Annotated in this window: 20 protein-coding genes and 2 pseudogenes; 11 read left to right on the plus strand and 11 right to left on the minus strand. The window is 72.2% G+C overall.

Features of this window, described 5'->3' with window-relative positions:
- Nucleotides 1–205: 205 nt before the first annotated feature.
- A complete protein-coding gene (locus ACZ7GZ_RS33240) occupies nt 206–1,816 on the minus strand; it encodes a peptide-N4-asparagine amidase (RefSeq protein ID WP_471029937.1) in 1,611 nt (536 codons plus the stop codon).
- Nucleotides 1,817–2,057: 241 nt separating this feature from the next.
- On the opposite strand from ACZ7GZ_RS33240, the gene ACZ7GZ_RS33245 reads away from it, so the two are divergent.
- Together ACZ7GZ_RS33245 and ACZ7GZ_RS33250 are read left to right on the plus strand one after the other, a co-directional pair.
- Nucleotides 2,058–3,542 (plus strand): M1 family metallopeptidase, encoded by a 1,485-nt coding sequence (locus ACZ7GZ_RS33245; RefSeq protein WP_471029939.1) that lies wholly within the window; start codon nt 2,058–2,060, stop codon nt 3,540–3,542.
- A gap of 159 nt (nt 3,543–3,701) precedes the next feature.
- On the plus strand, nt 3,702–5,723 hold the full coding sequence (locus ACZ7GZ_RS33250; protein WP_471029941.1) for an N-acetylmuramoyl-L-alanine amidase: 2,022 nt from the start codon (nt 3,702–3,704) through the stop codon (nt 5,721–5,723).
- Here the strand turns inward: ACZ7GZ_RS33250 and ACZ7GZ_RS33255 are convergent.
- Nucleotides 5,720–6,484 carry a L,D-transpeptidase family protein gene (locus ACZ7GZ_RS33255; protein WP_471030001.1) on the minus strand — a complete coding sequence of 255 codons (765 nt, stop codon included), beginning with the start codon at nt 6,482–6,484 and terminating at the stop codon, nt 5,720–5,722. The two genes, ACZ7GZ_RS33250 and ACZ7GZ_RS33255, sit on opposite strands and share 4 nt — an antisense overlap.
- Before the next feature lie 246 nt (nt 6,485–6,730).
- Here ACZ7GZ_RS33255 and ACZ7GZ_RS33260 point away from each other — a divergent pair, with 246 nt between their 5' ends.
- From ACZ7GZ_RS33260 to ACZ7GZ_RS33275, 4 genes and pseudogenes are all read left to right on the plus strand, one after another.
- A complete protein-coding gene (locus ACZ7GZ_RS33260) occupies nt 6,731–8,536 on the plus strand; it encodes an ABC transporter ATP-binding protein (protein WP_471029943.1) in 1,806 nt (601 codons plus the stop codon).
- Nucleotides 8,533–10,314 carry an ABC transporter ATP-binding protein gene (locus tag ACZ7GZ_RS33265; protein WP_471029945.1) on the plus strand — a complete coding sequence of 594 codons (1,782 nt, stop codon included), beginning with the start codon at nt 8,533–8,535 and terminating at the stop codon, nt 10,312–10,314. Before ACZ7GZ_RS33260 ends, ACZ7GZ_RS33265 begins: the two co-directional genes overlap by 4 nt.
- Before the next feature lie 657 nt (nt 10,315–10,971).
- Nucleotides 10,972–11,442, plus strand: coding sequence for a DUF5709 domain-containing protein (locus tag ACZ7GZ_RS33270; protein WP_471029946.1), 471 nt, complete (start codon nt 10,972–10,974; stop codon nt 11,440–11,442).
- Between the two features lie 27 nt (nt 11,443–11,469).
- A pseudogene (locus ACZ7GZ_RS33275) lies at nt 11,470–11,544 on the plus strand (type B 50S ribosomal protein L31); the annotation flags it as partial.
- A 53-nt stretch (nt 11,545–11,597) separates the two neighbouring features.
- On the opposite strand, the gene ACZ7GZ_RS33280 reads toward ACZ7GZ_RS33275, so the two are convergent.
- Nucleotides 11,598–12,392: a metal-dependent hydrolase gene (locus ACZ7GZ_RS33280; RefSeq protein ID WP_471029949.1), complete on the minus strand. Its 795-nt coding sequence runs from the start codon at nt 12,390–12,392 to the stop codon at nt 11,598–11,600.
- A gap of 145 nt (nt 12,393–12,537) precedes the next feature.
- Here ACZ7GZ_RS33280 and ACZ7GZ_RS33285 point away from each other — a divergent pair, with 145 nt between their 5' ends.
- Together ACZ7GZ_RS33285 and ACZ7GZ_RS33290 are read left to right on the plus strand one after the other, a co-directional pair.
- Complete coding sequence (locus tag ACZ7GZ_RS33285) at nt 12,538–15,051, plus strand: DEAD/DEAH box helicase (RefSeq protein WP_471029951.1); 2,514 nt, start codon at nt 12,538–12,540, stop codon at nt 15,049–15,051.
- Nucleotides 15,052–15,091: 40 nt separating this feature from the next.
- Nucleotides 15,092–15,958 (plus strand): acyl-CoA thioesterase, encoded by an 867-nt coding sequence (locus ACZ7GZ_RS33290; RefSeq protein ID WP_471029953.1) that lies wholly within the window; start codon nt 15,092–15,094, stop codon nt 15,956–15,958.
- 435 nt (nt 15,959–16,393) lie between these two features.
- Here ACZ7GZ_RS33290 and ACZ7GZ_RS33295 read toward each other — a convergent pair.
- Together ACZ7GZ_RS33295 and ACZ7GZ_RS33300 are read right to left on the minus strand one after the other, a co-directional pair.
- Nucleotides 16,394–17,326, minus strand: a pseudogene (locus ACZ7GZ_RS33295) (DUF6397 family protein); the annotation flags it as partial.
- Between the two features lie 126 nt (nt 17,327–17,452).
- Complete coding sequence (locus ACZ7GZ_RS33300) at nt 17,453–17,866, minus strand: roadblock/LC7 domain-containing protein (RefSeq protein ID WP_471029955.1); 414 nt, start codon at nt 17,864–17,866, stop codon at nt 17,453–17,455.
- Nucleotides 17,867–17,957: 91 nt separating this feature from the next.
- On the opposite strand from ACZ7GZ_RS33300, the gene ACZ7GZ_RS33305 reads away from it, so the two are divergent.
- Nucleotides 17,958–18,386, plus strand: coding sequence for a PPOX class F420-dependent oxidoreductase (locus tag ACZ7GZ_RS33305; protein ID WP_471029958.1), 429 nt, complete (start codon nt 17,958–17,960; stop codon nt 18,384–18,386).
- Nucleotides 18,387–18,400: 14 nt separating this feature from the next.
- On the opposite strand, the gene ACZ7GZ_RS33310 is transcribed toward ACZ7GZ_RS33305, so the two are convergent.
- The 5 genes from ACZ7GZ_RS33310 to ACZ7GZ_RS33330 all read right to left on the minus strand — a co-directional run bounded on the left by ACZ7GZ_RS33310 (nt 18,401) and on the right by ACZ7GZ_RS33330 (nt 23,448).
- Nucleotides 18,401–19,003, minus strand: a complete 603-nt coding sequence (locus ACZ7GZ_RS33310; protein WP_471029961.1) for a GTP-binding protein — start codon at nt 19,001–19,003, stop codon at nt 18,401–18,403.
- Nucleotides 19,004–19,220: 217 nt separating this feature from the next.
- Nucleotides 19,221–19,634, minus strand: a complete 414-nt coding sequence (locus ACZ7GZ_RS33315; protein WP_471029964.1) for a DUF742 domain-containing protein — start codon at nt 19,632–19,634, stop codon at nt 19,221–19,223.
- 20 nt (nt 19,635–19,654) lie between these two features.
- Nucleotides 19,655–20,092 (minus strand): roadblock/LC7 domain-containing protein, encoded by a 438-nt coding sequence (locus ACZ7GZ_RS33320; RefSeq protein ID WP_471029967.1) that lies wholly within the window; start codon nt 20,090–20,092, stop codon nt 19,655–19,657.
- The gene (locus ACZ7GZ_RS33325) at nt 20,089–22,626 is read right to left on the minus strand and encodes a sensor histidine kinase (RefSeq protein WP_471029969.1); all 2,538 of its coding nucleotides are present in this window, start codon (nt 22,624–22,626) and stop codon (nt 20,089–20,091) included. Before ACZ7GZ_RS33325 ends, ACZ7GZ_RS33320 begins: the two co-directional genes overlap by 4 nt.
- Nucleotides 22,627–22,674: 48 nt before the next feature.
- The gene (locus ACZ7GZ_RS33330) at nt 22,675–23,448 is read right to left on the minus strand and encodes an MHYT domain-containing protein (RefSeq protein ID WP_471029971.1); all 774 of its coding nucleotides are present in this window, start codon (nt 23,446–23,448) and stop codon (nt 22,675–22,677) included.
- A 150-nt stretch (nt 23,449–23,598) separates the two neighbouring features.
- Between ACZ7GZ_RS33330 and ACZ7GZ_RS33335 the strand changes: the two genes are divergently transcribed.
- On the plus strand, nt 23,599–24,198 hold the full coding sequence (locus ACZ7GZ_RS33335) for a class I SAM-dependent methyltransferase (protein WP_471029972.1): 600 nt from the start codon (nt 23,599–23,601) through the stop codon (nt 24,196–24,198).
- 30 nt (nt 24,199–24,228) lie between these two features.
- Here ACZ7GZ_RS33335 and ACZ7GZ_RS33340 read toward each other — a convergent pair whose 3' ends face one another.
- Nucleotides 24,229–24,984 (minus strand): alpha/beta fold hydrolase, encoded by a 756-nt coding sequence (locus ACZ7GZ_RS33340; RefSeq protein WP_471029975.1) that lies wholly within the window; start codon nt 24,982–24,984, stop codon nt 24,229–24,231.
- 113 nt (nt 24,985–25,097) lie between these two features.
- Here ACZ7GZ_RS33340 and ACZ7GZ_RS33345 point away from each other — a divergent pair, with 113 nt between their 5' ends.
- On the plus strand, nt 25,098–25,631 hold the full coding sequence (locus tag ACZ7GZ_RS33345; protein ID WP_471030003.1) for a PadR family transcriptional regulator: 534 nt from the start codon (nt 25,098–25,100) through the stop codon (nt 25,629–25,631).
- Nucleotides 25,632–25,734 lie beyond the last annotated feature (103 nt).

Consider the following 25,734-nt stretch of genomic DNA (forward strand, 5'->3'; position numbering starts at 1 on the left):
GCCCGACGCAACGCACGGGCGAAGCCCCCCCCCCCCCCCCCCCCCCCCCCCCCCCCCCCCCCACCCCCCCCCCCCCCCCCCCCCCCCCCCCCCCCCCCAGCCGCGTGGTGACGGTTGCACGCGCCTGGTCAAGGCGGCGGCCGTCCCCTCGTCGGCGTTCCCTCACCGGCCCCCCTCACCGGCATCCCTCGCCGGCGATCCGTGCTCAACAGCGGTCGTGGTCCTCCGTCAGCGCCCCTTGCGCCGTGGCCAGCGCACGGTCGTAGCAGCCGGCGGAGCCGTACAGCCGATAGCGCTCGCTCGACGCGCCGATCGCGTGCCGCTGGTCGCGCGGGACGTTCATGGTGTACGCCGCGTCGCCGCTGTAGGTGTCGTCGAGCCGCGACCACGCGGTGCGCCGGCCGTCCCGCAGTTCCACGACCGACGCACGGTCGCCGAGCGTCAGCACGGTACGCAGCCGGCTGTCCGTGCCGATGGTCGTCGCGCCGTTCATGGTGTACGTCCGGTGTGTGTACGTCGCCCGCACGGGCCCGTGTCCGCCGACGGTGACCGACTGGTCGTCGGACCAGGCCGCGTCCAGCCCGTCCGTGTTCTCGCCGTCGGTCCAGCGGTGGACGGAGGTGTTGGCGAGCGTCCGGGTGACGGTGGTGGTCACGCGGCCGTGCGAGGTGTCGAGGTATCCCGAGACGGTGAGCCGGTGCCCGGCGTCGGTGGTCACGCGGTTCTCCGAACCGGGCGTGTACACGGAGGAGTTGGCGATGTCCGTCGCCCGGTCCGCGGTCAGCGCGCCGGTGACGTGGTCGCGGTGCGCGTCCTGCCAGACCAGGACGTTCACCGGCGCGCTCCAGCCCGGCTGGCCCGCGGGCACGCCGGCCACCGAGACCTCGACGCGGTGCGGACGGCCGTCGTCGAGCAGGCCGGCGAAGGGGGTGAGGTCGTAGGTGACCGGCCGGACGTCGAAGGCTCCCGGCGCCGGGAGGACGTACCAGAGGAAGGGGTTGGACCAGCCGCCGGTCCAGACGTTCGGGAACGGCGCGGCGATTCCGGCGAGCCGGCCGTCGACCTTGATCTGCACCTCGCGGTAGGGGCCGTGATCGGCCTTGCAGGAGTACGACGCCGGGTCGGCCACCGTCAGGTACCAGAACTCCTCGCAGCCGCCGCCCGAACCGGTCGTGTAGACCTCGGCGACGATCCGTTCGCTGTTGCGCGGCGCGGTGAGGGTCGTGCCGTCGGGCGTGCCGGCCAGGGTGAGCACGCGGTCGGGTGTCCGCTCCGCGGGACGGCCCGCGTAGAAGGTCAGGGTGACGTGCACGTCGATGACGCCGGTGTAGGTGTCGTCCACGACGTTGCCGATCAGCATCTCGACGTCCTGCGCACTCCGGAAGGTGTCGCTGTAGCGGGTGACGTCCTTCTCGACGTGCCATGCGATGCCGTCGGGCGAGGGCTCCGGTGTGGAGGTGCGCAGGATCTCGACACCGCCGACGTGCAGATAGCCCAGGCGGTCGTACTGACGGCCCTTCACCTTGCCGTCGAGCCGCAGGACGACCTTGCTCCAGCGGCCGCCGCAGCCCCGGGGCGGGGTGTACGCGCCCCGGTAGGGCGTGAAGTCGCGGAACCGGGCGTCGGCGAGCGTGACCTGACAGGACGGGGCGTGCGGCCGGTCGACGGGCGGTGCCGCGGTGACCGGGTCGTGCCAGTCGGTGCCGAACTCGGCCGGAACGTCGGCCGCCTGCGCGGCAGCGGCTCCGGTGCCGAAGAGCGCGCCCGCCAGGAGGGTCGCTCCGGCGAGCATGGACATGACTATCCGTCTTCTCATGGCCGGTGTTCTACGGGGAGTTGACCCCCGACCGCAATGAGCAGATCGGACGACGGTCACCGCGCCGGTCGGTCCGGCGGGAGCGCATGCCGGCCGACCACACAGCGGAACATTTAGTGCTATAAGCACACCTCACTGACATAGTGCGGTCATGGAGATCATGCCCGCCGGCCGCCCAGCAGGCTCCTCACAGCACGAGTCCCGGCACCGGCGCCCCCGCCCTGCCCTCCGAACCCCTCGCGTGACCCTGTCCCTGGCCCTCGCCGGTGCCTTCACCGGTGCGGCCGCGTTCGCCGCCCTGTTCTCGCACGGCTCCCACAGCTCGCCCGCTCCGGGCCCGACCGCCTCCTCGGGCCCGGCACCCTCCCCGGGCGCGCCGGGCATCGGTGACCCGCTCATGCCGCTCGCCGGCAACGGCGGCTACACGGTCAGCCACTACACGCTCGACTTCGACTGGCGGGCGCCCCGGACGCCGTTCGCCGCCGCGGCCACCCTCAGCGCCACCGCCACGCAGTCCCTGTCCCGCTTCGACCTCGACTTCGCGGGCAACACGCTGCACCAGGTCACGGTCGACGGCGCACCGGCCACCGTCGTACGCGACCGCGACGAACTCGTCGTCACCCCCGCACGCCCCATCGCCCTCGGAAGGACGTTCTCCGTCCGCGTCACCTACACCGCCGACCCGACCCGGAGCCGGCACCGCGACGACGCGATCCAGGACTACGGCTGGGTGCCCACCGCCGACGGCACCCTGGTCTGCGCTCAGCCCGACGGCGCGAAACTGATCTTCCCGGCGAACGACCACCCGAGCCTGCGGGCGCCCGTCACCTTCCACATCAGTACCCCGCCCGGCATCAGCGCGGCGGCCAACGGCCGCCTGGTCGGCACCGCCCGGCGACCCGACGGACGCATCAGGTGGACCTATGACTCCGAGCAGCCGATCGCGGCACAGTTGGTCCAGATGGCGATCGGGAGGTTCACGTTCGCCGACAGCACCGGCCCGCGCGGACTGCCCGTCCGGGACGTGGTCCCGGACGGCCTGGTCCGCGACACGGAGGACTTCCGCTCGCTCACCCCGGAGCATCTCGCATGGCTGGAACAGCGGCTCGGCCCGTACCCGTTCCGCCGCTACGGCGTGCTGGTCGGCGACACCGACCTGCCGGTGGCCCTGGAGACGCAGTCGCTGTCCATCGTGCCGAAGGACGATCTGCTGGGCGACCGGGTCGACGCCGAACGCAACCTCGTACACGAGCTGACCCACCACTGGACGGGTGACAGCGTCGCCATCCGGCGCTGGTCCGACCTGTGGCTGAGCGAGGGTCACGCGCGCTTCTACGAACGTCTGTACTCCGACGAGCACGGCGGCGTCAGCCTGGAGGCCGCGATGCGGGCGGCCTACGAACAGCACGACCAGTGGCGGCACGACGCGGGGGCACCCGCCGAGCCCACGGAGCCGACGCTGTTCAAGGTGATGCGCTACGACGGCTCCGCGCTGGTGCTGTACGCCCTGCGGGAGAAGGTCGGCGCGGAGACCTTCGGCCGGATCGAGCGCTCCTGGGTGACGGCGTATCAGGGCCGGGCGGCCGGCACCCGGGACTTCATCGCACTCGCGTCGCAGGTCGCGGGCGAGGACCTCAGGCCGTTCCTGACCCCGTGGCTGTACGGGCCGCACACCCCGCCCATGCCGGGCCACCCCGACTGGCAGGTGGACCCGGTCGAGGACTGAGCCGGCACGCCGCCGACCGAGTGGCCCCTGCCCGGCCGCTCGGCCACCCCGGTGACGCTTGGCGCGACACGGCGCGAAAGGCACGGAAACGTACCAGGGGTGGCGTCCAGGACATCTCCCTGTGTTCTGGTGGTGACGACATGTCTGGAGAACCGTGCAATGAGAAGACCGGCCGCCCCACGTGTTCCCAACTCCCTTCGCGAGTGCCGCCGGACGGCCTGCGTGATCGCGTCGGCGGCGGTGCTGGTGCCGCTGCTGCTCATCCCCCTGGCCGACGACGAGACACCGGACCAGCAACTGCAGAACACCTTCGCGGAGGCCGCCCGCGAGTTCCACGTGCCGCGCAGTGTGCTCATGAGCGTGTCCTACATGCAGACGCGCTGGGACACCCATCCGGGCGCTCCCAGCGTCGCGGGCGGCTACGGGCCGATGCACCTGGTGGATCCCGGCCGGACCGAGGCCCCCACAGCGGCAGCAGGCCCCTCGGCGGAGCACGGCGCCGGCCCCCGGCCGCACGCGGGGGCGACCGGAATCCCTGCCGCACCCGAGGCCACCCCTGCGCCCGGCCACACCGTGCAGCCGGCGGACCTGGACCGCGCCGCACGCCTGATCGAGGTCCCGGCCGAACGCCTGCGGACGGACCCCACCGCCAACATCCGCGGCGGCGCGGCGATCCTGGCGGCCACGCAACGCCAGCTCGGCAAGCCCCTCAGCGAGAACCCCGCGGACTGGTGGGAGGCGGTGCAGCACTACCCGGGCACCCGTGACGTCTCGGCCGCGACGACGTACGCGAACGACGTCTTCGACGTGATCCGAAAGGGGGCACACCGCACCACCGCCGAAGGACAGGACGTCACCCTCGCCGCCAACCCCGGCGTCCGCCCCCGCGTCACACGGGCACAGACCCCACCGCGGCCCAAGCAGGTCGAGTGCCCCGCGGAGCTGGCCTGCGACTGGCTCAGCGCGCCGTACGAGGAGATCGACGAGGACGGCGACTACGGCAACCACGACCTCGGCAACCGGCCCGTCGACCAGAAGATCAACTACATCGTCATCCACGACACCGAGGCGTATCTGCCGAACATGTTCAAGACGGTGCAGGATCCCACGGAGGCGTCTTGGCACTACTCGGTCCGCTCCAGCGACGGCCACATCACCCAGCACGTGAGGACCAAGGACGAGGCCTGGCACTCCGGCAGCCAGTTCGTGAACGCCCGCTCGATCGGCGTCGAGCACGAGGGCTTCCTCACCCAGCCCGGCAAGTGGTACACGGAACCGATGTACCGGGCATCGGCGCGCCTGGTGCGCTACCTGGCGAAGAAGTACCAGGTCCCGCTGGACCGGCAGCACATCATCGGCCACGACAACGTGCCGGCGCCGACCGCCGACTCCATCCCCGACATGCACGACGACCCCGGTCCCTTCTGGGACTGGCGGCACTACTTCGACCTGCTCGGCGCGCCGCTGCGGGCATCGGCCGGGCCGGACAGCGACATGGTGATGATCCTGCCGGACTACGCCGCCCACAGGCCACGGTTCACCGGCTGCAAGGGCGACGGTCAGCCGTGTGCGCCGCACGGGTCCAGCGCCGTGCGCCTCCACACCCGCCCGGACGACAACGCCCCGCTGATCCAGGACCCCGGCCGCAAGCCGGACGGCGACCCGTCCACGGAGGACGTCAACGACCTGGGCTCACGCGTCTCCGCCGGCCAGACCTTCGCCGTCGCCGACCGCAGCGGCGACTGGACGGCGATCTGGTTCCAGGGTCACAGGGCGTGGTTCAGGAACCCGGCGCAACACCCGACGGCCGTCGGCGCGAGCGGCCGGATGGTGACGCCGAAGGAAGGCGTGGACGAGATCCCGGTGTTCGGGCGTGCCCTCCCGGAGGAGGACGCCTATCCCGAGGGCGTGGATGAGGAGCCCGAATCGCCGCTGCCCTATCGGTTGCGGGCGGGCCAGCGGTATGTGACACAGGCCCGCGTCCGCAGTTCGTACGTCCCCCGGTCGTCCATCGTCGACAAACCCGACCCGGTGGTGAAGGGCCACGAGGGATACTACGAGATCCAGTTCGGCCACCGGCTCGCCTACGTCCGGGCGAGCGACGTGGACGTCATCGAGAGCGCCCCGGCCGGGGCAGGACCGCCGCCGTCGCGCACGGACGACCGTCCGGCCGGGCGCTAGGCGGCCAGTTCCGCCCGGTCCCCCATCACCACGACCGGATCGCGGGCCGGGTCGAGCGTGCGCAGCAGGACCTCCATGGCCTGTTGGGAGACGCTGACGCAGGCCGAGGTGCCGCTGCCGTGGTCCATGTGCAACCAGATGCCGCCGCCCCTGTCCGCACCCCAGGGACGGCCGGCGTCGCGCGGCGGGGTGCCCGGCAGGCGGTTGTAGTCGATGGCGATGACGTAGTCGAAGTCGTGCTGGTGCGCCTCGTCCCAGTCGGCCGGGGGCGTATAGGCGCTCACGTCGTGGTCGTACGGCAGGCGGGCGCCCGGGTCGGGGAGCACACCGCCCGCGTCGGAGAGGGTGAAGACACCGACCGGGCTGCGCTGGTCCCCCTCGTGGTGGTCAGCGGTCCAGCCGTGCCGTCCGTTGTGGGCGGGCCAACTGCCCGTCGGGTGCCACTCGGCACCACGCCGGGTGTACAGCACCAGCCTGGAGTCGGCGGAGTCCGCGCCCTCGCCGTAGACGGCCACGATCTGCCGGGAGTCGGCGGGGATCCGCCGGTGGAGGCGGGCGCCGACGCCGGGGATCCGGGTCGGGTCGGTCGTGGGGGCCGAGGATACGGTCGGGCCCTGCGCTGTCCGGCCGACGGACGCCGGCGCTCCGCCGGTACGGGCCGGGCCGGATGCGGGGCCGCCGCACGCAGTGAGGGTCGCGAGGAGCGTTCCCAGGGCGGCGACCGCAGCCGTCCCACGCCGCCGCACGCTGTCGTTCTCGATGTGCACCGGGCCATGGTGGCAGTACGCACCGGCTGATCGTGCGATCTTCCGGGCATTCACCGAGTCGGGTGACCGGCCCCCGGGCGCAACGCACCGGGGCCGGGGTCCCTTGGCCTGAACTCGGTGGATTCAGGTGGCGGTCGAGGAAAACCGTTTGAAATTCACCACTCTGCGACGCGAATCTGTCACGGCTTGTCCGCGCTCCTCGCCGCTCCCCCCTCCCCTGACACGAGCCACTGGGACGTCATGCAGATTCAAGACCTTCCGTATTGCGATCCAGGCGTCCCCGACGCGCGGTCGGGCCCCCGATTCCTGTGGTGGCTCTGGCGGAACCAGCTGGGCGCACAGCTGAAGTCACTCGCCTGGGGCCTGCTGCACTTCGTCTCCGTCTCGGCCCTGCCCTTCTGCGTCGGACTCGCCGTCCAGGCGGTCGTCGACCGCTCCGGCACCCGGCTCGCCCTGACGGGTGGTCTGATGCTGCTGTGCGGCACGGGCATCGCCCTCGGCGACACCTTCCTGCACCGGGCGGTCGTCACCAACTGGATCACGGCCGCCGCGCGCGTCCAGCAACTACTGGCACGCAAGGCCGCCCAGCTGGGCTCCGCCCTGACCCGGCGGGTCGCCGCCGGCGAGGTGGTGGCCGTCTCCACCGGTGACGTCGAGAAGATCGGCTGGTTCGTCGAGGCCGTCTCCCGGTTCGCCGCGGCCGCGCTGACGGTCGTCGTGGTCTGTGTCGGCCTCCTCGTCTACCAGCCCGCCCTGGGCGTGGTCGTCGCCGTCGGACTGCCCATGGTGGCCCTCGCGGTGCTGCCGCTCCTGCCCCGTGCTACGCGCCGCGCCGACGTGCAGCGCGAGAAGGCGGGCCGGGCCACCGAGCTGGCCTCGGACACGGTCGCCGGGCTGCGTGTGCTGCGCGGTATCGGCGGCGAGGAACTGTTCCTCGACCGCTACCGCCGGGCCTCGCAGGAGGTACGGCACGCCGCGGTGCGCAGCGCCCGGATGTGGTCGCTGATCTCCGCCATCCAGGTGCTGCTGCCCGGACTGCTGCTCATCGCCGTGGTCTGGCACGGCATCCACCTGGCCCGCCAGGGCCGCATCACCGTCGGCGAACTCGTCACCGTCTACAGCGCGGTCATGGTCCTCAACTACCCGCTGCGGCACTTCGAGGAGATCGCCATGGCGTACTCCTTCTCGCGCCCGTCGGCCAAACGGGCGGCCCGCGTGCTGTCGCTGGAACGGTCCACGGCCACCGAGGGCACCCGCGAGGCGGAGGTGCCGGGCGGCGACCTGTACGACCCCGGCACCGGTCTGCTCGTTCCCGCCGGCCGTCTCACCGCCGTGGTCTGCGGCGACCCGGACGCGGCGGGCCGGCTCGCGGAGCGGCTGGGCGGCCATCCCACCGAGCCGGGCCGCTCGGCGCTGCTCGGCGGGGTGCCCCTGGACGACCTCCCCCTGGACAGCGCCCGTACCGCCGTCCTCGTCCAGGACAAGGATCCGGTGCTGCTGTCCGGCACCCTGCGCGAACTGCTCGACGTTCCCGCCTCCGGGACCGTACGGACCGCGGACGCGCTGGACGCGGCGCAGTGCGGCGACGTCCTGGACGCGCTCGTCCAGGGATCGCTGGACTCCGCGGACCCGATGGGCGCCCGCATCACCGAACGCGGGCGCTCCCTGTCCGGTGGCCAGCGCCAGCGGCTCGCGCTGGCCCGGTCGCTGATCACCGACCCGGAGGTGCTGGTGCTGGACGAGCCGACCTCCGCGGTCGACTCGCACACCGAGGCACGGATCGCGGACGGGCTGCGCCGGCTGCGCTCGGGGCGCACGACCGTGGTGTTCACCTCCTCACCGCTGCTGCTCGACCGCGCCGACCGGGTCGCCCTCGTCCACGAGGGCGAGGTGGCGGCGGTCGGCGTGCACCGCGAACTGATCGACAGCGAACCGCGATACCGGGCCGTGGTCACGCGGGAGACGGACGACGAACCGGCCGCGGCGGACAAGGCCGCCCTGGTGGGCGCGCGGCAGGAGCTGGAAGAGATCGAGGAGAGCGCATGATCGGCGTTGCGCCACCGGCGTACGACCCGGCGGCCCCGACGACCGCCACCACCCTGCCCGTCGGCGCGGCGGCGACCGTACGGGCCTACGTCGCCGAGCTGTTTCACCGGCACCGCCGGGCCTTCCTGCTGCTCATCGTGGTCAACACGGTGGCCGTGATCGCGTCCATGGTGGGGCCGTACCTGCTCGGCGGCCTGGTCGAGCGGGTGTCGGACGAGGAGCGGGAGCTTCATCTCGGCCTGACCGCCGGGCTGTTCGCGCTCGCGCTCGCCGTGCAGGCCGTGTTCGTACGGCAGGTGCGGCTGCGGGGCGCGATGCTCGGCGAGCGGATGCTGGCCGACCTGCGCGAGGACTTCCTCGTCCGGTCGGTCGGGCTGCCTCCGGGCGTGCTGGAACGGGCGGGCACCGGCGACCTGCTCTCCCGCATCACCACCGACATCGACCGCCTGGCCAACGCGATGCGCGAGGCCGTGCCCCAGCTGGCCATCGGCGTCGTGTGGGCCCTGCTGCTGCTCGGTGGGCTCGTGGTGACGGCGCCGCCGCTGGCGGCCGCCGTGCTGCTCGCCGTGCCGGTGCTGGTGGCCGGGTGCCGCTGGTACTTCAAACGGGCACCCTCCGCCTACCGCTCCGAGGCCGCCGGATACGCGGCGGTCGCCGCCGTGCTCGCCGAGACGGTGGACGCGGGCCACACCATCGAGGCGCACCGGCTCGGCGACCGCCGTGTCGCTCTGTCGGAGCGGCGGATCAAGGAGTGGACGGCCTGGGAGCGGTACACGCTCTGGCTGCGGTCCGTGCTCTTCCCGGTCATCAACGCCGTGCACGTCATCGTGCTGGGCTCGGTCCTCATGGTCGGCGGGGTGTTCGTCCTGCACGGCTGGATCGGGGTGGGCCAGCTGACCACGGGCGCCCTGATCGCGCAGATGCTCGTCGACCCGGTGAACCTGATCCTGCGCTGGTACGACGAGGTGCAGGTCGCCCAGGTGTCGCTGGCCCGCCTGGTCGGTGTGCGGGACATCGAGCCGGATGCCGGGGACGCCTCGCTGGCGCCGGACGGGCGGGACGTGCACGCCGACCGGGTGCACTTCGGCTACCGCGAGGGCGTCGACGTGCTGCGCAAGGTGTCCCTGGAGGTCGCCCCGGGCACCCGGCTGGCCCTGGTCGGCCCGTCGGGCGCGGGCAAGTCCACCCTCGGCAGGCTGCTCGCCGGGATCTACACGCCGCGGGACGGCCGGATCACCCTGGGCGGCGCTGAGCTGTCCCGGATGCCGGCGGAACGCGTCCGCTCGCATGTCGCCCTCGTCAACCAGGAACACCACGTCTTCGTCGGCACCCTGCGCGACAACCTCCTGCTGGCCTGTACCGGGGCCACGGACGCCGAGCTGTGGGCCGCCCTGGGCGCGGTCGACGCGGACGCCTGGGCGCGGGCGCTGGCCGACGGCCTGGACACCGAGGTCGGCTCCGGCGGTCTCACGCTGACCCCGGCGCAGGCGCAGCAGGTCGCGCTGGCCCGGCTGGTGCTCGCCGATCCGCACACCCTGGTCCTGGACGAGGCGACCTCGCTGCTCGACCCGCGCGCGGCCCGGCACCTGGAACGCTCCCTGGCCCGCGTGCTGGACGGCCGCACGGTGGTCGCCATCGCCCACCGCCTGCACACCGCCCATGACGCCGACGTGATCGCCGTCGTGGAGAACGGCCGCATCAGCGAGCTGGGCAGCCATGACGAGCTGGTCGCCGCCGGCGGCGCGTACGCCGCGCTGTGGCGGTCCTGGCACGGATGAGGATCCGCCGGCCAAGCGGACGACCGGTACGGCAGCGAGGCGCCCACCCGCAGCGCAGCGCACCGCGCTCACCGCGCTCCCCACGGCGGCCCCACCTACCGTGCCCGGAACAGCACCGCCGGGCGCCGTGGCCGATACTGCCGGAGCTTGGGGCGATCGGGCCTGGACGTCCGGCGGTGGAGTCCGCCGATGTTCGAGATGCGCGGGCCACGGCGGGCTCTGCCAGCGCTCGGGGTGCGCGGATCGGAGGGGCGGCGTGCGGCGGAGTCCGTTCGCGTTCACGCTCGGCGTTCGGTGGAATCCGCTGACGGCCGGGACGGCCGGGCTCGGGGTGCGCGGATCGCGGAGGGGCGGCGTGCGGCGGAGTCCGCCGGTGTTTGGCGTGGGCGGGTCGCGGCTGGGCGGGAGGGTGGCCAGGTAGGGGGGTGGCGGGTGCACGGTGGGCTCGGCCCGGTGCCGGTGCGCGAGCGGTGGCCCTGAGCGGCGTCCGTGCCGTTGCGCGGTCCCGAGCCGGGGTGGAAGGCTGGAGAACGGCACTGGCTCGGGGAACGCCCCGGAACCACCCGGTCCGCGGCGTGTGACACCCGTGCCGCGCGTGCCGACGGCCCGCCGCCCATCGCGGTGGCACACGGCCGTCCTCACCACCTGGAGGTACTCGTGGACAGCGCCGACGGCTGGGGGGACGACGTCTACCAGCCCGATCCCTCGGAGATCCGGGAGGACTCGGGGGTGCTCGACGTCGAGGACACACTGGACTTCGACGGCGTCAACGACCCGCTGGACCGCGGCTGGTCCCCTCCGGAGCGCCCCTGGGCGGTGGAGCACCGCGGAGTGACGGCGGCCGAGCGCCAGGCGGGTGAGACCCTCGACCAGCGGCTCGCCGAGGAACTGCCCGACCCCGACACGCCCGACGACGACGGCCTCGGTGACTGCACCGGAACCGACGGGGAACTCCTGGACAACGAGGTCGGCCACCTGCGCTCCGGCCGGCTGGTGGCCCCGGACGAGGGTGCGCACGAGGACGAGGAGGCCGCCCTCGTCGCCACCGACGTGGGCATCGACGGCGCCGCCGCCTCCGCCGAGGAGGCCGCGATGCACATCGTCGACGAGGACTCCCTGTCCGGCTGACCAGCACGGGGAGCCGCCAAGCGGGACGAGCAGACCATCGAGTGGGACGACGGCCGGACGTACCCGGTGATCGACGTGGAGATCTCCTCGGAGCGCCCCCCTTCCACACGGGCGCCCTGATCCGGTGCGGTGCCCCGGGTCAGGCGACGGATGCCTCAGATCACGTTGAGAGCCGCGGCGCAGCCCACTCCGCCGAGCAGCATGAACACGGGCATCAGCACCTTCAGCTCCACCCAGCTCCCGGCGCGGAACCGCATCGCCTTCGGCGGCCCCACGGGATACCAGCGCTTGCGGCCCAGGGGAATCGGCCACAGAATCGGGCAGCCCGACACCGTCAGCGCGTCCCCGATGTCGTGCACCAGGGCGCCGAGCACGATCGGCAGGCCCAGCCACAGGTACTCCTGCCCCGGCGCGGTGAACAGCCAGTCGGAGCCGTTGCCCGGCTTGTCCAGGATGCCCGCGAGAATCCATGCGCTGGTCGCCGCCAGCAGCCAGACCAGGACATCGCTGCTGGAGCCACGCGCCGCCCGCCACAGCAGGCCCTCGATCGCCAGCACCATGTGCACGAACAGGATCGCCAGCACCGCCCAGCGGCCCCCTGTGATCGCCGCAGCCGAGCAGCCGGCGCCGATCAGGACCGCCCACAGCCAGGTGTGCGTCAGCGTGCGGTGGCCCCCCGAGCGGCGCGGGTCGCCCTTCATCCTGGTCGCCTTGTAGACGGCGTACGACAGCTTGTCCACGACCTCGCAGGTCCAGCGCGAGAGCGGCCCGAAGGCGCGCGAGATGGTCGCCGCCTTGTGGTCGAGGTCCGGGGCGAGCGCGGCGCCCGCGCAGATCAGAGCCCCGACGAGGAGCACCGGCCAGGGCATCGGGCGCCCGGCCGCGGCGGCGGCCGCTCCGACGCCGAGCCAGGCCGCGGCCCCCGACAGTGAGTGTGCTGGTCCCATCATGGCCGCTTCCCGCCCCATTCCTCGTGTGCCGCTGTCCAGTTGACCTGGTGCGCTGACCCCGCGTCGGCGTCACAGCGTAGCGGCCGTGATCTTCGTGCCCGCAGCCGATTCCCTGCTCGGGGACGAGTCCAGGCAAGATGGGTGCGTGACCCTCATCGATCAGCTGCCGCCGACCGCCGACCCCGACGCCCTGTACGAAGCCTTCGAGTCGTGGGCGCAGGAGCGCGGTCTCACCCTCTACCCGCATCAGGAGGAGGCGCTGATCGAGGTGGTCTCCGGGGCGAACGTGATCGTCTCGACGCCCACCGGCTCCGGCAAGAGCATGATCGCCGCCGGCGCGCACTTCGCCGCCCTGGCCCGCGACGAGGTCACCTTCTACACGGCCCCGATCAAGGCGCTGGTGTCGGAGAAGTTCTTCGAACTGTGCAAGCTCTTCGGCACCGAGAACGTCGGCATGCTCACCGGCGACGCCTCCGTGAACGCCGACGCTCCCGTGATCTGCTGCACCGCCGAGGTGCTGGCCTCGATCGCACTGCGTGACGGCAAGAACGCGGACGTGGGTCAGGTCGTCATGGACGAGTTCCACTTCTACGCCGAGGGCGACCGCGGCTGGGCCTGGCAGATCCCGCTGCTGGAGCTGCCGCAGGCGCAGTTCATCCTGATGTCGGCCACTTTGGGTGACGTCTCCTTCTTCGAGAAGGATCTCACCCGCCGCACCGGCCGCCCCACCGCGGTGGTCCGCTCGGCGACCCGACCGGTGCCCCTCTCCTACGAGTACGAGCTCACGCCGCTCACCGAGACGCTCACCGACCTGCTGCAGAGCAAGCAGGCACCGGTGTACATCGTGCACTTCACGCAGGCTCAGGCCGTGGAGCGGGCGCAGGCGCTGATGAGCATCAACATGTGCTCGCGTGAGGAGAAGGACCAGATCGCGGAGTTGATCGGCAACTTCCGCTTCACCACGAAGTTCGGCCGCAACCTCTCCCGTTACGTCCGGCACGGCATCGGGGTGCACCACGCCGGCATGCTGCCCAAGTACCGGCGTCTGGTGGAGAAGCTCGCCCAGGCCGGTCTGCTGAAGGTCATCTGCGGCACGGACACGCTCGGCGTGGGCGTCAACGTGCCCATCCGTACGGTGCTGTTCACGGCGCTCACCAAGTACGACGGCAGCCGGGTGCGCACCCTGCGGGCCCGTGAGTTCCACCAGATCGCGGGCCGGGCCGGCCGGGCCGGTTTCGACACGGCGGGGCTCGTCGTCGCGCAGGCGCCCGAGCACGTCATCGAGAACGAGAAGGCGCTGGCGAAGGCGGGCGACGACCCGAAGAAGCGGCGCAAGGTGGTGCGCAAGAAGGCGCCGGAGGGCTTTGTCGGCTGGACGGACAACACCTTCCAGAAGCTGATCGAGTCGGATCCGGAACCGCTGACCTCGCGTTTCCGGGTGACGCACACGATGCTGCTGTCGGTGATCGCCCGTCCGGGCAACGCGTTCGAGGCGATGCGCCACCTTCTTGAGGACAACCACGAGCCGCGCAGGCAGCAGCTGAGGCACATCCGGCGGGCCATCGCGATCTACCGCTCGCTGCTCGACGGCGGGATCGTGGAGAAGCTCGACAAGCCCGACGCCGAGGGCCGCATCGTCCGGCTGACGGTCGACCTCCAGCAGGACTTCGCGCTCAACCAGCCGCTGTCCACGTTCGCACTCGCCGCGTTCGAACTCCTCGACCCCGAGTCGCCCTCCTACGCCCTCGACATGGTGTCCGTCGTCGAGTCCACCCTGGACGACCCGCGGCAGATCCTGGTCGCCCAGCAGAACAAGGCACGCGGCGAGGCCGTGGCCGCGATGAAGGCGGACGGCGTCGAGTACGAGGAGCGCATGGAGCGGCTCCAGGACATCACGTATCCGAAGCCGCTGGAAGAGCTGCTCTTCCACGCGTACAACACCTACCGCAAGAGCCACCCCTGGGTCGGCGACCACCCCCTGTCGCCGAAGTCGGTGATCCGGGACATGTACGAACGGGCCCTGTCCTTCACGGAGCTGGTCTCCTTCTACGAGCTGGCCCGCACCGAGGGCATCGTCCTGCGCTACCTGGCCAGCGCCTACAAGACCCTTGACCACACCATCCCGGACGACCTGAAGTCCGAGGACCTGCAGGACCTGATCGAGTGGCTCGGCGAGATGGTGCGCCAGGTGGACTCCAGCCTGCTGGACGAATGGGAGCAGCTCGCGAACCCGGAGGAGATGACCGCCGAAGAGGCCCAGGAGAAGGCCGACGAGGTCAAGCCGGTCACCGCCAACGCGCGCGCCTTCCGGGTCCTGGTCCGCAACGCGATGTTCCGCCGTGTGGAACTGGCCGCCCTCGACCAGGTCGAGGAACTGGGCGAGATGGACGCCGAGTCGGGCTGGGACGCCGACGCCTGGGGCGAGGCGATGGACAAGTACTGGGACGAGTACGACGACCTCGGCACCGGTCCCGATGCCCGCGGCCCCAAGCTGCTGGTCATCAAGGAGGAGCCGGAGAACGGACTCTGGCGCGTCCGCCAGATCTTCGACGACCCGAACAGCGACCACGACTGGGGCATCAGCGCGGAGATCGACCTCGCGGCCTCCGACGCCGAGGGCCGTGCCATCGTCCACGTCACCGATGTCGGCCAACTCTGAGCTGCTGCCGACCGGTTGTGAGCCAAGGAGAATCCCACCGATGACGAACCCGGCCGAGAGACTGGTCGACCTGCTCGACCTGGAGCAGATCGAGGTCAACATCTTCCGTGGCCGAAGCCCGCAGGAGTCGCTGCAGCGGGTCTTCGGCGGCCAGGTGGCGGGCCAGGCACTGGTCGCCGCCGGCCGCACCACGGACGGTGACCGCCCGGTGCACTCACTGCACGCGTACTTCCTGCGCCCGGGCCGCCCGGGCGTACCGATCGTGTACCAGGTGGAGCGGGTCCGCGACGGCCGGTCGTTCACCACGCGCCGGGTCACGGCCGTGCAGCAGGGCCGCACGATCTTCAATCTGACCGCCTCCTTTCACATGCCTGAGGAAGGACCGTTCGAGCACCAGCTGCCGCCGGCCCGCGAGGTGCCGGCCCCGGAGTCGCTGCCCACGGTCACCGAGGAGATCCGCAAGCATCTGGGCGCGCTGCCGGAACAGTTGGAGCGGATGGCGCGCCGCCAGCCCTTCGACATCCGCTATGTCGACCGGCTGCGCTGGAACGCCGAGGAGATCGAGGGGGCCGAGCCGCGCAGCGCCGTGTGGATGCGCGCGGTCGGACCGCTCGGGGACGACCCGCTGGTCCACACGTGCGCGCTGACCTACGCCAGTGACATGACCCTCCTTGACGCGGTCCGTATCCCCGTCGAACCGCTGTGGGGGCCGCGGAACTTCGACATGGCGTCGCTGGACCACGCCATGTGGTTCCACCGGCCGTTCCGCGCGGACGAGTGGTTCCTGTACGACCAGGAGTCGCCGGTCATCACCGGCGGGCGTGGTCTGGCCCGCGGGCGTATCTACGACCTGCAGGGGCGTCTGCTTGTCTCGGTCGTCCAGGAGGGCCTGTTCAGGTCCCTGTAGTCAGCGGGTGGCCGGGGTCCGCGTCCGGGTGGTTCAGGCCCGCGCCGGCCGGTGGTTTCTCCGTCGCAGCCAGGCGCGGAGGCCGCGATCGTGCTGCGTCGGGGCCTGCCCGGCGCGTCGGTGCCGGCGGCGGGCCGCGGACGACGCGGCCGGCCGCGCCACCGACCCGCCCTGCCCCTCGCACGCTCGGGTCACCGGCTCATCCGTCGGCCCGGCCGGTCCCAGAAGCGATCCACCATCCGACTGGGGTGGTCCCAGCAGCGGCCCGCCGTTCAGCCCGGCCGGTCCCAGAAGCGATCCACCATCCGACTCGGGTGGTCCCAGCAGCGGCCCGCCGTTCAGCCCGGTCAGTCCCGGAAGCGGCCCGCCGTTCGCCCCGAACGCCCCCGCCACCGGCCCGCTCTGCGACTCACACACTCTCGCCACCACCCCACTCCGCGGTTCGGGCACCGGTGCTGCGGCCGGATCCCCGCCGGGCTCCGACGACGCCCGCGCCTTCGGTTCCGTAAGCCGCGTGACCGTGGCGGCCATCGGCGGAATGGGGTGTGCGGCCCCTCGCAGGGTCGGTGCGGTACGCCGGGCGGCCGGACGCGGGGCCGGGAAGAGGGCGCAGGCCTCCTCCAGCAGGTGGGACAGCTCGCTGCGCAGCCACTCGATCTCGTCCGCGTCCTGCGCGATAGCGATCCGCTCGGCCAGGTGCGCGGCAGGCGATCCCGGAGTGCCCTGGCCAGGTGGCGCCGGCCGGAACCGGTTCAGGTAGGAACGCGCGTACGGATCCTTGACGACGTCGGCGATCTCGACGGGCGAGAGAAAGGCCGCAACGGCTCCGGCCCGGGCCCACGGCTGCTCGGCCTGCCGCAGCAGGAAGCCGAGATGGCGTCCCCGCCAGTTGCGGGCGCGAAGGTCCACCCCTGCGGCCAGCTGGCCACGCAGGGTCTCGGGTGTACGCCCCTTGAGCAGGGGCGCGTTCTTGGTGTCCGACGTGAAGGTCCGCAGGTCGTCCGCGAGATACAGCCAGACGACGGCACGGTAGCGGTTCAGGTACCACTTCGCCGGAACGAGCAGGCCCAGTCGGGCCAGGCGGGTGAACCGCCCGGCTGGGATCTCCATGAGCGCGGCCCCCTCCGCCGTACCCACCACCCGCACCCGGGCTAGCAAACTGTCCGGATGGCCCTCCTGCGCGCGGAGGCGGTCGATCTCCGCGCGCTCCACCCACCGGCCTCCTCCCCCGCCCTCGTCGGGCACGGTCCGGATGTGGCCCAGGTGGACGGCGAGGTCGAACTCGCCACGCTTGAGGCCCAGTTCCCGAGCAGCGTGGCTCGGCGTGCAGGTGGCGGCCCGGGGCGGGCCGAAGGTGCTTGCCGACATGGTCGTACTCCCCCGTGGAGTCGTTGGCTCACGCCGTGTGCGTTCGCCGTGCACACACCGTAGCCAATCCGGCCCTGTTTGCGCCGGGCCTGTGGATAACTCCACCACCGCCGATGAACCCGCAGGTCAGACGTCTGCGTTGGGGGTTCGCTCCGGCTGCCTGGCGTCGACGCCGAGGTGTTCGCCGACGCGATTGACGAGCAGGGTCATCTCGTAGGCGATATGACCGATGTCGGCCTCCGCGCCGCTGAGCACGCACAGGCAGCTGCCGGTGCCGGCCGCGGTCACGAACAGCACGGCGTCGTCGTACTCGATCATGGTCTGGCGTACCCGGCCCGCGCCGAAGTGGCGTCCCGATCCCTTGGCCAGACTGTGCAGGCCGGACGCCACGGCGGCCAGGTGCTCGGCGTCCTCACGGCGTAGACCCGTACTCGCGCCCGTGACCAGTCCGTCGTTGGACAGGACCAGCGCGTGCCGCACATGGTCCACCCGCTCGGTCAGGTCGTCCAGGAGCCAGCCGAGTCCCTGGTTCTGCGCCATCTCCGTCTCCCCGTGTGATGTCTCCCCCTGGCTGGAGGAACTCCACGCCAGCCTTCACCACCACCGGCGCCCGGGCAAGCAAGATGGGCGCATGGCACAGAAGATGACCGACGAGGAATGGCGGGCGTTCGTCTCGGACGGCACCCGGACCGGCAAGCTGTCCACCGTTCGCGCCGATGGGAGCCCCCATGTGGCCCCGATCTGGTTCCTGCTGGACGGCGACGAACTCGTCTTCAATACCGGTAAGGACACCGTGAAAGGGCGCAATCTGGCCCGTGACGGACGGGTCGCCCTGTGTGTGGACGACGATCGGCCGCCGTTCCACTTCGTGGCGCTGAACGGTCGCGCTCGGCTGTCGGAGGAACTGGACGAGGTGCGCCACTGGGCCACCCGGATCGCCGCCCGGTACATGGGCGAGGACCGCGCCGAGGAGTACGGCGCCCGCAACGGCGTTCCGGGCGAGTTGCTGGTCCGGGTCAGCGTCGACCAGGTCGTGGCCGTGCGGGATTTGGCGGCCTGAGCGGCGGCTCGGCGTCAGCCGACCGAGTCCAGGAGGCGGGCGGTGTGCATCCGTCCGGCGTACTCGACGAGCCGGATGAGGACTTCCTTGCCGGAGTCCCGCTCCCGCGCGTCGCACAGCACCACGGGTGTGCCGGGGTCGAGGTCGAGGGCCCGGGAGACGTCCTGGGCGCCGTAGGCGCGGGCTCCCGCGAAGCAGTTGACGGCCACCACGAACGGGATACGCCGGTGCTCGAAGTAGTCGACCGCGGGGAAGCAGTCCTCCAGGCGCCGGGTGTCCGCGAGGACGACGGCGCCGAGGGCCCCCTGGGACAGCTCGTCCCATAGGAACCAGAAGCGGTCCTGCCCCGGTGTGCCGAAGAGGTAGAGCGACAGGCCGGAGCGGATGGTGATGCGCCCGAAGTCCATGGCGACGGTGGTGGTGGTCTTCTGGTCCACACCATCGGTGTCGTCCACCCACTGCCCTGCCTCACTGAGCAGTTCCTCGGTGCGCAGCGGCCGGATCTCGCTGACGGCCCCCACCAGGGTCGTCTTGCCGACGCCGAACCCGCCGGCGACCAGTATTTTCAAGGCCAGGGCGGAGGTGTCGCCGACGGCGTCGGAATGCTCGGTGACCATGATCACTTCTCTCGGAAGGGCCGGCTGTGGTCGGCGTCCGCCTGCTGTGGCGGTGAAGCCAGCATCATGACAACGTCACCGCTCCTCCGGGCAGTTGGACCGAAACGCACCTGATGTGACCGACTCGCGCCCGGTCGGGGACGCAACGCGTGCGGATCGGGATGCGACAGGTACGGACCGGATGCGGCGCGGCGGACGGCGGGTTCGGAACGTTCATCTAGAGCGCTCGCAGTCCCGCGATGACCTCGCGCAGAATCCGTTCGTCAGGCAGGTGTGCCGGGGGCACGGGACGGCTGATGACCACACAGCCGAGTTCCAGGAGGTCACCGAGGAGCACCCGGACCACGCCGACGGGGAGGTCCGCGTCCGCCGCGAGTTCGGCGACGGACTGTGTCTCCGTACGGCACAGCACTACCAGGGTCCGGTGTTCGGGGCCGAGCGCGGTGTCGTCGTCGAGTGCCGGTGCCGCGGGGTCGAGGGTGACGAGCGCGATGAGGTCGAAACGCACCCCGGTGGGCCCCGGCCGGGTGCGCCCGCCCGTCATCGCGTACGGCCGGACCAGCGGTCCGGCCTCGCCGTCGTACCACTGGCTGCCCGGCTCCCACGGGCCGCCGGTCTGGTTCTCGGTCATCGATGCCGCCTTTTGCCGGGTCATCCGGCTGCGGGCGGCTGCGCGGCGACACGCGGCGCGGTGTACAGGTGCTCGCCGACCCGCTTGACCAGGCGCGCCATCTCGTAGGCGACCAGTCCGATGTCGGCGGTGACGGCGGTCAGGACGGCGAGGCAGGAACCGTCGCCGGCTGCGGCCACGAAGAGGAACGCGTCGTCCATCTCGACCATGGTCTGCCGCACGCCGCCCGCACCGAAGTGCCGTCCCGCCCCCTTGGCGAGGCTGTTGAAGCCGGAGGCGACGGCGGCGAGGTGTTCGGCGTCCTCCCGCGCGAGGCCGGTGGAGGCGCCGACGGCCAGCCCGTCGTTGGAGAGCACGACGGCATGCCGTACCTCGCTCACGCGCATCACCAGGTCGTCGAGCAACCAGTCGAGTTCGCCGGAGCGCTGGCCGGCCCTCGTGTTCGGGTCCTGGATCATGCCGGGTCTCCTTCGCTGCTGTCGCTGCCCGTCGGGCGTTGCGGGGCTACCCCGTGACCGGGCTGTCTGCCGCCGCCGCGGGCCCAGCCGTCGCGGTAGGCCGCCATGCGGTCCCGCACCAGCTCGGGGGTGCGCCGTTCGTCGCCGTGCCGGGCGGTTTCCGGGGCCTGTGCTTCGGGGCGTTGCCGAAGCTGGGGGGCGAGGCTCGCCTGGCGCACCCGGCGGGGGAGGTCGTCGTCGGTCTCGGAGTCGTCGGGTGGTCGGTGCAGCCTCAAGGCGGTGACTCCGGGGGGTGGGGTTTCGTCGACGGTTCCGTACGGGTTCGGCTCGTCGGCGGCGCCGCGGGGTTCGGGAGCGGTGGCCGCGAGGGCGGGCCGGTCCGACCATGCGGTGACGGCTTCCTGGTACGAGGTGGCGCCGGGTACGCGCGCGTACTCGCGTTCCTGCCGGGGACGGGCCCGCTCGTCTTGGCGGGAGGCGCGTTCCGGCGCGCCGCTGTGGAGCAGGGCGGTGGGGACCAGGACGACGGCTGTGGTGCCTCCGTAGGGGGAGGTCCGCAGGTGCACCCCGACGTCGTGCCGGGAGGCGAGCCGGCTCACCACGAAGAGGCCGAGCCGGTCACTGTCGAACAGGTCGAGGGCCTCGGACTGTTCGATGCGGCGATTGGCCTCCGCGAGGGTCTCGGCACCCATGCCGAGACCCCGGTCCTCGATCTCCAGGGCGTAGCCGTTGCCGACGGGTTCGCCGGTGACGCGCACGCGTGTGTGGGGCGGCGAGAACTGGGCGGCGTTCTCGACGAGCTCGGCGAGCAGGTGGGTGAGGTCGGCGACGGCGGCTCCGATGACATGGGCCTCGGGGAGCTGGCGTACCTCCACGCGCGCGTAGTCCTCGACTTCCGACACGGCGGCCCGTACGACGTTGGTCAGGGACACCGGCATGCGCCAGGCCCGGCCTGGAGCGGCGCCGGAGAGGATGATCAGGCTCTCGGCGTGCCGCCGCATACGCGTGGTGAGGTGGTCCAGGCGGAACAGGTCGCTCAGTTCGTTGGGGTCGTCCGAACGGCGCTCCATGCTGTCCAGGAGGCTGAGCTGGCGGTGGACCAGTACCTGGCTGCGGCGGGCCAGGTTGACGAAGACGCCGGAGATGCCGCTGGCGAGTTCGGCGCGCTCCACGGCGGCGCGCAGGGCGGCGCGGTGGACGGTGGTCAGGGCTTCCGAGACCTGACCGGTCTCGTCCTCGGCGGGTGGTCCTGCGGGCGCCTCGGCCTGGATGTCGATGTCCTCACCCGCGCGCAGTCTGCGCATCGCTTCGGGGAGTTTGCGGCGGGCGATCTCCAGGGCGTCGTTGCGCAGGCTCACGAGTTCGACGACGAGAGCGCGTCCGATGCGGACGGAGATGACGAGCGAGGCGCCGACGGCGGCGAGGCCCAGGAGCACGGCGGCGCCCGCGGGGCTGAGCAGGCCGTGCGTGACGGGATCGGCTCGGCCCGCGACGGCCCGGCCGGTGTTCGTCGCGATGTCCTGCATGCCGTCCCGCACGCGCGCGTGGGCGACGCTCCAGGCAGCCCGCGGTGCCGCGCCGGCCGGTTTGGCGCCCGGCCCTGCGGCGAGGATCTTGTCCTCGGCGGCGCCGAGAGCGGTGTAGGAGTCGCTGTCGGTCAGTTCCCGCCAGGCGGCGCGCTGAGCGGCGGGCAGATCGGCGACGGCCGTCTCGGTGAGGGTACGGCGCGCGGCGACGGCCGCGCCGAACAGCCGTAGCCGCTCGCCCTGCAGCTGCGCGGCGGTCCGGGCACTGCCGAGGACGGTGTCCTCCTGGGCCAGTGCCTCGGCGGCCCGGCTGAACTCGAGCAGCACGCGCGCGTCGGAGCCGACGTCGGCCTGCTGGATGCCGGTGAGGGCGCCGTCCACGGCGAAGGCCGCGCCGATGGTCTTCGTGTACTGCGTGTACACCGTCTCCCAGCCGGACTTGTGGTCGAGCACGGCCGTACGCAGTGCGCGCAGGTGCGTCGCGCCGGTGACGAACGCGCCGAGGCGCCCGGAGACACCGGCAGGCAACTCCTCGCTGTCGGCGACGGTGTTGTCGCGGCCCAGCCGCAGCGCGGCGACGGCCCGGTCGGTGCGGGCTTCGAGGCTTCGCAGGTCGCTGGCGTCGGCCGTGCCCGGCGTGCCGGCGTAGCGCACGGCCGCGGTGCGCTCGGCCTGGAGGGCGGTGACGGCCGCGGCCACCGGGGTGCGCAGTTCGGCGTCGACCCGCTGCGACTGCCGCAGCCGGGCGACGTCCTGGGCGGAAGTGACGGTGGCGTACGCCCACAGGGCGAGCAGGGAGACCACGGGCACCATCAGCAGGCTGACCACCTTGGCGCGCACCGTGCGGGGGCGCAGATGCCGACGGCTTGCACGCGCGCGTGCCGTGGTCGCTGGTGTGCCGAGCGGGCGGTCGGGGCCCTCGTCGGCGGGTGGTCCGGCATGGGCGCGGCGACCTCGTGGGGGCTGCGCCGGGGCGCCGGCTTTCGAGGCGGTACGGGGTGGGCGCATGGCCTCCTCGCTCGGGACGTGGGTCGGGGCGCTCGGGCCGGGCTCCCGCTAGCGGGCGATGCTCTCGACGGGCCGCTGGGCGGAGGCGGATGCCTCCCGCTCGCCGGCCGTGGGTGAGAGGGCGACGAAGGCCGAGGTGATGAACAGGTAGGACCCGAGGCCGACGGCGAGGGGGAAGATGAACTGCATCGCCGTGGCCCCGGGCAGGGTTGCGCCGGAGGGGTCCACACGCACGCTCACCGCGAACATCCCGGTGTAGTGCATGCTGCTGACGGCCGCTCCCATGACGAGGGAGGCGACGGTGACCGCCAGGGCGGACTTGATGTTGAGGCCGGCCCACAGGGCGGCGGTCGCCGCCACGACGGCGATCAGCACCGACACTCCGACGAGAACGGGGTCGTACCTGATGTCGCCGTGCAGCCGGACCGCCGCCATGCCCAGGTAGTGCATGCTGGCGACGCCCAGCCCGGTGGTGAGACCCCCGAGGAGGAGCGCCCGGTTGCGGTCGCGGCTGTAGCCGACGGCGAAGACGCCCGCGCAGACGACGACCATGGCGACGAGGAGGCTGAGGATGGTCAGCGGCACGTCGTAGCGGATGTCGGTGCCGCTCACGCGGAAGCCGAGCATGGCCACGAAGTGCATGGTCCAGATGCCCGTCCCGATGGCGGAGGCAGCGGTGACGAGCCAGTTGCGGCGCGAGCGGCCGGTGGTGGCGAGCGCGCGGACGGTGCAGCGCAGTCCGAGCGCGGCGCCGGTGCAGGCCATGGCGTACGACAGTAAGGGGGTCAGCCAGCCGAAGGCGGCGTGGTCCAGGTGTCCCATGGCCACGGGACGCTAGGGGGCACGGGCGCACGGAGGGGGCGCATTTCGAAAGCTGTTGGAATATGACACACAGATGCGCCGGAACGATCGGGTCCGGCCCGAACATGTGCGCCTACATGTCACCCGGGTCGGTGAGGAATCATGCGGAACATGAGCGACGACCACACACATGTCCAGGAGTTCTTCACCGCCCGTGCGGCCGGCTGGGACGGCAAGTTCCCCGACGACGGTCCCGCGTACGCGGCCGCCGTCGGCGATCTCGGGCTGCGTCCGGGCGACCGCGTGCTGGACGCGGGCTGCGGCACAGGGCGTGCACTGCCCCCGCTGCGGGCCGCCGTGGGCCCGTCGGGGGTGGTGCTGGGCGCCGACCTGACCCCGGCGATGCTCGGTGCCGCCGTGCGGGCGGGCCGGGACCGGCACGGGCGGCTGCTGCTAGCGGACGTCGCCGCACTGCCGCTGCGGTCCGGATCCCTGGACACCGTGTTCGCGGCCGGTCTGATCGCCCATCTGCCGCAACCGGAGGAGAACCTGCGGGAGCTGGCCCGTGTGGTGCGGCCCGGCGGAAGGCTCGCGCTGTTCCATCCCATCGGGCGCGCGGCCCTGGCGGCGCGCCAGGGGCGGCAGATCACACCCGGCGACCTGCGGGCCGAGGCGAACCTCGGCCCGCTGCTGTCCCGTTCGGGATGGAGCATGACGTCGTACGCCGACGAGGACGCCCGTTTCCTCGCGCTCGCGGTGCGCGAGGACTGAGCGACGTTTCACGAAAGGCCGGGGGGCGGGTCAGCCCCTTCCGGCGACGGCCGCCGCGAAGGCGTCGGGGTTGTCGAACATGACGTTGTGCCCGGCGCCCGGCACGGTCACCACGCGCACCCCCGCGGCTTCCAGGCCCTCCCGTCCCCGCAGTTCGCCGCTGTCCTCGCCCTGCAGGTAGACACGCTCGACGGGCAGCTTCTCCAGGAGCGTGCGCATCACAGGATCCGAGCCCTGGCGCAGGCCGACGGCGCTGCGGTGCAGGGCGCGCGGATCGGCCAACCGCATGGTGGCCGCCCAGAGCGGACCGACGGCCTCCAGCACGCGCGCGTGCTGCCGTTCGACGAAATCGTCCTCCTCGTAGGCGGCGATTCCGCTGCTTCCGGCCGCGGGGGGCGGGAAGGCGTCCAGATTGGCCTCCGTGAGGACGAGCCGGGAGGCGAGGTCGGGCCGCCGGTGTGCGAGCACGATGGCCACGGCGCCGCCCATGCTGTGCGCGATCAACTCGGCGCCGCGGACTCCGGCTTCGTCCAGCGCGACCGCCACCGCGTCGGCGTGCTCCTCCAGTGTGTATCCGAAGGTGCCCGGCCGGTCACTGAGGCCGTGTCCCGGCAGATCCACGAACAGGCTGCGGCGGCCCGTGAGTTCGGAGCGGGCCGCGATGTGCGCGTGGTAGACGGCGGACATCGAGCCGAGCCCGTGCAGATACACGCGCGCGGGCTCCGCCCCCGGCGCCTCGGTCCAGCGGATCCGGCTTCCCTCGTGGTCGAACACGGCCTGCTTCACGGTACCCCTCCCCTGACGTCCTCTGGCGCCCCGAACTATACATCACTACCGATGTATAGCGGGATGGTGGTATCAAGGTGGCGAGGTACAGCACCGTGCGCAAGAATGCGGACGTGCTCGAACTCGCCATCCTCGGTTTCCTCTACGACGCCCCCCTGCACGGGTACGTCCTGCGCCGGCACATCGCGGCCCTCACCGGCCATGTGCGGCCCGTCGCCGAGAGCACGCTCTACCCAGCGATCAAGCGGCTGGAGAAGGCGGGCCTGCTGGCCCGCGCCACCGAGCCCGGTGCGGTGGCGGCGCCGCGCCACGTACTGCGGCTGACCGAGGAGGGCGGGCGCGAGCTGAAGCGCCGGCTGGCCGAGCCCGCACAGCGCGAGATCACCGACGAGAACCTCTGGTTCACCCTGCTCGCGTTCCTGCGGCACCTGGAGGACCCGGCCGCCCAGGCGGCCGTACTGCGCCGCCGGCTGGCCTTCCTGGAGGAGCCGGCGAGTTTCTTCTACGACGGCGACCGGCCGCTGGCCGCCGAGGAGCTGGACGACCCGTTCCGGCGTGGTGTGCTCACCATCGCGCGTGCCACGAGCCTGGCGGAACTGGCCTGGCTGCGCGACACCCTGACATCACTCGACGCCGCCGACCACTGAGATGCCCCGGTGCCGGTTCTGGCCTGTGACGTACGAGGGGGCAGCACTGCAGCAGCAGCCGCCATGTCTCCAGCGGGTCCAGCCGGCGGATCTGCCGCAGCCG

Source organism: Streptomyces sp. NPDC037288 (assembly GCF_055603265.1).